The following is a 457-nucleotide window of genomic DNA, read 5'->3' as shown; positions in this document are numbered from 1 at the left end:
CGCTTCCCTCTTACCAGCATCTGTCGTTTCAGCGAGCACGATCAGCGCGCTCGCCAGTTCGTCGGCATTGAGGGCGTCGGCCCCGGTAGCGATGACCAGTTCGCCGAGCTGCTGTACTTTGCGCGTCTTGAGTTCTTTCGCCTTGTCCTCAAGCGCCTTCAGTTCGGAATCGTAATCTCGCGGTTTGCGCATGTGCCGTGTCCATCATCGTTGTTAGTTGAGGATGTGGTGAGGATAATTGAGCGCCTGCCGGAATGATGTAGTGTTGCCGGGACGGTCTGGCACAGCGCGAACTGTCCCGAGAAATTCATTTCGAGGGCGCGCTTATACGTCGTTCCGACGTGCGCTTGGCCGTGGCAATGATCCGATCGCGATGACGATCTATCATCTTCACGTCAAGGTTATTGGCCGCAAGCGACGCCGCGCCTACCCGTGAAGTCGTGGCTGCGTTCAAGTC

Annotated in this window: 1 protein-coding gene; it reads right to left on the bottom strand. The window is 57.5% G+C overall.

What is annotated here, in order from left to right; genetic code table 11:
* Positions 1 to 192, bottom strand: a 192-nt coding sequence (locus DY467_RS25570) for a conjugal transfer protein TraD (RefSeq protein WP_164639843.1), incomplete at its 3' end; no start/stop codon positions are given.
* Positions 193 to 457: the final 265 nt, after the last annotated feature.

Source organism: Rhodopseudomonas sp. BR0G17 (assembly GCF_010907025.1).
GTDB classification, from domain to species: domain Bacteria; phylum Pseudomonadota; class Alphaproteobacteria; order Rhizobiales; family Xanthobacteraceae; genus Rhodopseudomonas; species Rhodopseudomonas palustris_H.
This window is presented reverse-complemented; position numbering and strand designations above follow the sequence as displayed.